Raw genomic sequence first — 6,006 nt, 5'->3', positions numbered from 1 at the left:
TAATTTGATAGAAAGCTTTTTCAAAAGGTTTAAACATTTCTACAAAACGTCGCATGGATTTAAAAGAAAAGAGATAGTAGAATCTTTACTACAAGGTTTTTTCTTTTTTTACAATTATATTCTACCCCATACAAGTTTAAGAAATGAAACTCCAGCAAGAGTCGCAGGAGTAGAATATACAGAACACCAAAGAAAGAACTTACTATTATACTAAAAATTAAAACAAAAAGTACTTTTTTAAAAACATAGACAACTATGTTTTTTTGTGCTACAATTTTTTAGAAAAATGAATTTAGACAAATTATTTAATTACCAATTTCCATATCTGTTCCCTTTTTTTCATTTCAAGTTAACAGATTCAAATATTTGTATAATAGTTTTTCAAATTTAAATTAAATTTTGATGATAAATTTATAAAATTAATCATATATTTAATATTATAGTATTTTTAGTAAAAATACAATTTTTAATTAAAAATACAATAAAAGTGTTTCAAAAAAGCACTATAACTTTTAAAAATGTAATTATAAGCAAAAAAAAGTACTTTATAACTAAAAAAATACTTGACTAGTAAAAAATATGGAATTATAATAAGTTTAAAATAAAAGTAAGGTAAGATTAAATCATTCTAAAAAGATTATTTAAAGAAGTGAATTAACAGTAAAAAATTAGAAAAATAAAAGGTTTAAAAAAATTATTACATAAAAGCAATGAGCATTTTAAGGAGGAAAAGATGGGAAAAAATATATTTGAGCAAACAAACAGAACTATACTTTTTGAAGAATTTAATCCTGAAAAAATGGATTTGTTGACATTAGTAGGGAGTGGAAACAATGTTACTAGTTTAGGCGATGAGAAAATTAGAGAGATACATCAACATTTGTTAGTAAAAAGTTTTCCTGAATTTATTGAAAAGTTCCAGCCTAAAGTTTATAGTTATTTTAATGCAGCAAGTCAGAAAATTGCATATAGCTTAAATAAACCACAAGAAATATCTGAAGAGGCAATAACAGAAATACCAATAACTCTCGATAATACATTCTTTAAAATGTTTTCAACTCTTTTGGAAAGTAAGAGAATAAATGGAAGTAAGAATGTGGATTTTGATTTTAAAGAAATCCTAAATTATATTTCGCCTAAAAAAGTCATGGACGACATTAAGCAACTTAGAAAGGAAATAGCATATACTTTTGATAAACATGAATCTTTAGAAGATGAGGATCCAACAAAATTAGAGTATGGAGATAAATTAAACAATCTTATCGACAAAGCAAGTGCCAATTATAATAATATACTTGGTATGCTTCCATTGGCTATTGAGGATATTAAAACTAGAATCATGATAGGAAATGGTGATTCAAGTAGAAAATCTGAAGAAATAAAAATAGGAATGCTTACTATGAGTGAAAAAGGGGAACTTAAAATAATTGAAAAGCCTAAAGAAGAAAGCAGAGCTTTAGCTATCACAACAAATAAAAATACTGAGGTATTAGCTCAATGTTTTGAAGAAGATTATGATGCTATAAATGAAGAACCTAATGATTATATAAAAAATCTTGTTGTTAGAACTTTTGTTCCTCTTCCAGCAACTATTGATGATATAGATGTACAACAAGAAATAAAAAATTATAATCAATATCTAACTTTTTATAAAGAAGCACAGGAAGATTTTGTTAAAACTATAAAGCCATTAATGGAAAAAATATTAGGAGTAAAATTATTCTTTGAGCAATATGATAAAGATTTAGCAGGAATGAAGCCTTCTCTTTTAATAACTAATATAAAACTTGAAATGTTATTAAAAGGTGAGAATAAACAAGCATTAGAATTATATTTAAATACTGTTAATCAAAAAAATGATTTTGAAAATACAGTTTGGTTTGCAATAGTTCCAAGTATAAATCTTGATGAACAAACAAATAATAAAAATATAAGACAGAGATTTAAAGGAACAAACAAAGTAGAAAAAACAAATTACAATACAATAGAAAACTTAGGATTACTTATGTCTGTTTTATCAAAATACAAAATTTTGACTTTTTTCAGTATGGTAGCTTCAGAAGAAACTACATTTAATAATCTTGCAACAGTTGGAATAAATAAATATATTGATAAGACAAAAAATTTACAATATAAAAAAGGAATTAGTGAATATTTAGTGCCTGTAATCCCAAATTTCACAGTAGTACCTAAAGAAAAGTCAGCAGTAATCCTTGATTATAAACTAAAAATAGAAGAATCAAATTTACCTGAGTTTGATAAAAATGAATTGATTAAATTCTGGATAGAAGGAGTATATGTTGAAGGAGCATATATTGCAGCAGGAATAACAGCTGCATATCAATGTCCAGAATATTTAAGAAAGAGATTTAAAAAGGTTGATCCTAAAGAACCGGGAATAAGAGTTAATCTTGAGGATAAAGATAATGCTTTATTAATTACTACAACTATGGCAAAAGAGATTACAGGATATACAATAGCTACAAAAGATAGCATTAATAGAAATAATTTTGGATTTGTATTTTCTTCAGACAATATTCAACATGAAGGACAAATGATAAATAATATAATAGTTTATAAAGCTAGAACTTTAGCAACAAATGAAGATGGAATATTTGAACCTTTATATAAAACTTTGACTACAACATATATTGAAAGAATTTTAAGATATATGACTACAGATTTCAAAGAGGATAAAATTAAAGAATTTTTCAGCACAAATCCAAACAGCCAAAAAAATAAATGGGAAAAAGAGAAAGAAAAAGGAAATGTAAACGCAATACTTCAAGTTGGTGATGGATTATCAATGCAAATAGAAGGAAATAACTGTCTTTTAGATATAGTATTTAATGGAAATGTTAAAAATTTAACTCTTGAAATTACAAAAAATTAGATAAAAGATAGCCTTAAAAGCTATCAAAAAATATATTAAGGAGGTAGTTCACATGGGATTTAGATTAAAAATTAAAGGAGAAACAGAAGAAATATTACTAGGAATGGAAAATATTTTAGAAGCTGGTTATAAGTCAGATACACCTGATGATTCTGATGCACGTGCTACTGATATTGGAGTAATTATTACTGTAACAGGAAAAATTATTACACCAGTTCAAGGAGAAACAGAAGATGATACTAGAAAATTAGCTAAATGGTCTTTAGTTTCATCAGAAAAAGCAGATGCTTATAGAGATTTAACTCTTGAAGTAATATCAGGAGATATAATGGTTAGAAGTATTCATTTACCTAATGCTTTTATAGTTGATTATACAGAAGATTATACTGATAAAGGTGGAATAGGAGTATTTAAAGCAATTTTCAAACAAAAGAAAGAAAAAACAACAGATGTTACTCTTGAAGGAGGATATGCATCTGAAAATTAGTGTTTTTAAAGGTTGGAGAGAGAATATCTCTCCAACTCTTTATAATTAAGAGAAATATTTTGTCTTAATCATAAAGAGTTTAATAAAATTAGGGGGAAAAGGATGATAAAAAATAGAGTTCCGTATTTTAAAAGAGGGGAAATATTAGACAGCCAGCTTTTGGAAAATATAAGAAATACCCCATATGAGTTTTTTTCATTAAAATATTTTAATTATCCTAATGGAATTATTTCAGGATTAGAAATATATTCAGATAAAAACAGATTAATTATAACACCGGGAGTAATTAAATTTAATAATTTTTATTATAGAGTTAATGATGAAATAAGCAGAGAAATTCCTTTAGAAGATGGAGATTATATACTGAAAATAAATTTTTTTCCTAGAAAACTTGTAGATTTGGAAAAATATTATGAATATGCTTTTGAAATAGAACTGGATTTGAAAGAAGCTGATGATAAAAATAAATTAGAATTAGCAAGAATAAAGCGAAGAGAAGGAGCAGAAGTTAGAAATATTGAAGAATTTTTTGGAATAGAGAAAGAATATAATATAGTTTCGGAAATAAATAAACCTCAAAGTACAATATCAGGAATTATTATTGGTAATAAAATAATGAAAATATTTGCAAAAAAGGTTTTAGAAAAAAAAGAAACCGAGGCAATAGATGATAGTATTTGTATAAATATATTAAGTGGTAATTTTTCAAGAGAAGCATTAGATTTATATATTTTAAAAAAATTAGATATAGATAGTTCAAAAAGTACAAATAAAGATTTATATAAGTATTTAACTCAAATATATTTAAATTTAAAAGATAATAAAAAAATAAAAAGTAACAGAATAATAACAAAAAATAAGATGATAGTGGAGTAGTGATTTTATGGAAAATCTATATGAGATACTAGGAGTAAGTAATACTGCAACAAAAGAAGAAATAAAAAAGAGGTATAGAGAATGTGCCAAAAAATTTCATCCTGATAAATTTGCTACTGCTTCTAATATAGAGAAACAAAAAGCTGAAGAGAAATTTACACAAATAAATAATGCGTATTCTATTTTAAGTGATGATGAAAAAAGAAAAGAATATGATAAACAATTTATGGCTGAAAGAAAAAATTTAAAAAATGGAGGAAAAAATAGTAAAAAGTCAACAGAGAATAAATATGCTGGAAAAACTGAAAGTTTTCAAGAGATTTTTGAAAAATTTACTAAGGGAGATATTTTTGGAAATTATTTTGACCCTGAAAAAAATAAAAATAAAGCAGATACTAAATTAAAAGAAAAAACAAATGATATGTTTGAAGCATTCTTTTTTCAAGGGAGGAAGAAAAAATGAGACTTATTAAAGAGCTAAAATTAAAAAGAGAGATAAGAAAATATCAAAGAAAAGAGCTTTTGAAACATGAAACTAAAGAAAAAAAAGAAAATTATATACTTTGGATAGTAGTAATAATATTTTGTTTTTTCATTGCATATTATTATAATTTTTCTAAGCATATATTGATATTAATTTCAGCATTTTTAATGTTGCTTTTGATAATAAATTTATTTTATTGTAATTGGAAACTAAGAAGAGATTTAGAATTATATGAGAGATCGCAGGCTGTAAGAGATTCAAAAATTATAAAAAGTATTGAAGATAAAACAGAAATTAGAAAAAATAACATTACTCATTTAATTTTAAAAAATGAAAGTGGATATGATATTAGAACTTGGGCAGTAGGAAAAGCAAATTCATTGTTAATAGGCAAAACAACGAGAATGAGAGTAGACATAGATTTAACAACAACAGCATATTCTTCGTTAATAAGTAAAAACCATGCCATATTAAATAGAACGGATAATGGGTGGTATTTAGAAGATTTAGGCTCAAGAAATGGAACAGGACTGAAAAGATATGCAGACAATAGAAAAATAAAGGTAGGAAATGCTCCTGTTAAGGTACAAAGTGGAGATATAATTTATATTGCAACGACAGCCATATTATTAAAATAATTTATAACAAGTTAAATTTTTTAATAATATAAGAATAAATAAAATTAAGAGCAATAACTTTATATTAAAATAAAATTTTATAAATAATGGAGGATAAAAATGAAATTAGAAAGATGTGAAAACGGACATATATATAATAGTGCTGTATATAAGGAGTGTCCATATTGTAATAGTGAAAGACTAGAACAGGCAGAAGTTAGAGAAGAAGTTGTAGCAATGGATAAAGTTGAAATTGAAGATGAAGCAACTCAATCATATTGGGCAAATGAGATTGCAGTAGAACCAGTTGTTGGATGGCTTGTATGTATAGATGGATATGACAAAGGAAAAGATTATAAATTAAAGACAGAAAAGAATTTTATAGGAAGAACACCTGAAATGGATGTATGTATAGAAGGAGATAATTCAATTTCAAGAAAAAATCATGCAATTATTGCTTATAATCCCAAAAATAGAGAATTTGTTATAACTCCGGGAGAAGGAACAGGGATTGTATATGTGCAGAACGAAGCTGTATATGCACCTTTAAAATTAAATTCTTTTGATGTAATTGAGATGGGAACATCAAAATTTGTATTTGTAGCATTATGTGGAGATGAATTTGACTGGAAAATAGATAAATAATATA

At 25.4% G+C, this 6,006-nt stretch carries 7 protein-coding genes; all 7 read left to right on the top strand.

Going from position 1 to position 6,006, the window contains the following annotated elements; translation table 11 throughout:
• Window positions 1-214 (top strand): integrase core domain-containing protein (locus ABNK64_RS08675; protein WP_349764135.1); only part of this gene is annotated, 214 nt, incomplete at its 5' end.
• Between the two features lie 519 nt (window positions 215-733).
• Window positions 734-2,893 (top strand): transcriptional regulator, encoded by a 2,160-nt coding sequence (locus ABNK64_RS08670; RefSeq protein WP_349764134.1) that lies wholly within the window; start codon window positions 734-736, stop codon window positions 2,891-2,893.
• 52 nt (window positions 2,894-2,945) lie between these two features.
• Window positions 2,946-3,380 (top strand): membrane-associated protease 1, encoded by a 435-nt coding sequence (locus tag ABNK64_RS08665; RefSeq protein ID WP_294725806.1) that lies wholly within the window; start codon window positions 2,946-2,948, stop codon window positions 3,378-3,380.
• A 102-nt stretch (window positions 3,381-3,482) separates the two neighbouring features.
• Entirely contained in the window at window positions 3,483-4,256 is a 774-nt protein-coding gene (locus ABNK64_RS08660) for a hypothetical protein (RefSeq protein WP_294725805.1), read from the top strand.
• A 7-nt stretch (window positions 4,257-4,263) separates the two neighbouring features.
• Window positions 4,264-4,719 (top strand): J domain-containing protein, encoded by a 456-nt coding sequence (locus ABNK64_RS08655; RefSeq protein ID WP_294725803.1) that lies wholly within the window; start codon window positions 4,264-4,266, stop codon window positions 4,717-4,719.
• The gene (locus ABNK64_RS08650; RefSeq protein ID WP_294725801.1) at window positions 4,716-5,378 is read left to right on the top strand and encodes an FHA domain-containing protein; all 663 of its coding nucleotides are present in this window, start codon (window positions 4,716-4,718) and stop codon (window positions 5,376-5,378) included. Before ABNK64_RS08655 ends, ABNK64_RS08650 begins: the two co-directional genes overlap by 4 nt.
• Before the next feature lie 99 nt (window positions 5,379-5,477).
• Window positions 5,478-6,002, top strand: a complete 525-nt coding sequence (locus ABNK64_RS08645) for an FHA domain-containing protein (RefSeq protein ID WP_294725799.1) — start codon at window positions 5,478-5,480, stop codon at window positions 6,000-6,002.
• Window positions 6,003-6,006 lie beyond the last annotated feature (4 nt).

The sequence above is a fragment of the Fusobacterium sp. SYSU M8D902 genome (assembly GCF_040199715.1).
Lineage (GTDB): Bacteria > Fusobacteriota > Fusobacteriia > Fusobacteriales > Fusobacteriaceae > Fusobacterium_A.
This window is presented reverse-complemented; position numbering and strand designations above follow the sequence as displayed.

Coding starts and splice junctions, on each gene's coding strand:
- ABNK64_RS08670 (WP_349764134.1), top strand. CDS start 734: ATGGGAAAAAATATATTTGAGCAAACAAACAGAACTATACTTTTTGAA.
- ABNK64_RS08665 (WP_294725806.1), top strand. CDS start 2,946: ATGGGATTTAGATTAAAAATTAAAGGAGAAACAGAAGAAATATTACTA.
- ABNK64_RS08660 (WP_294725805.1), top strand. CDS start 3,483: ATGATAAAAAATAGAGTTCCGTATTTTAAAAGAGGGGAAATATTAGAC.
- ABNK64_RS08655 (WP_294725803.1), top strand. CDS start 4,264: ATGGAAAATCTATATGAGATACTAGGAGTAAGTAATACTGCAACAAAA.
- ABNK64_RS08650 (WP_294725801.1), top strand. CDS start 4,716: ATGAGACTTATTAAAGAGCTAAAATTAAAAAGAGAGATAAGAAAATAT.
- ABNK64_RS08645 (WP_294725799.1), top strand. CDS start 5,478: ATGAAATTAGAAAGATGTGAAAACGGACATATATATAATAGTGCTGTA.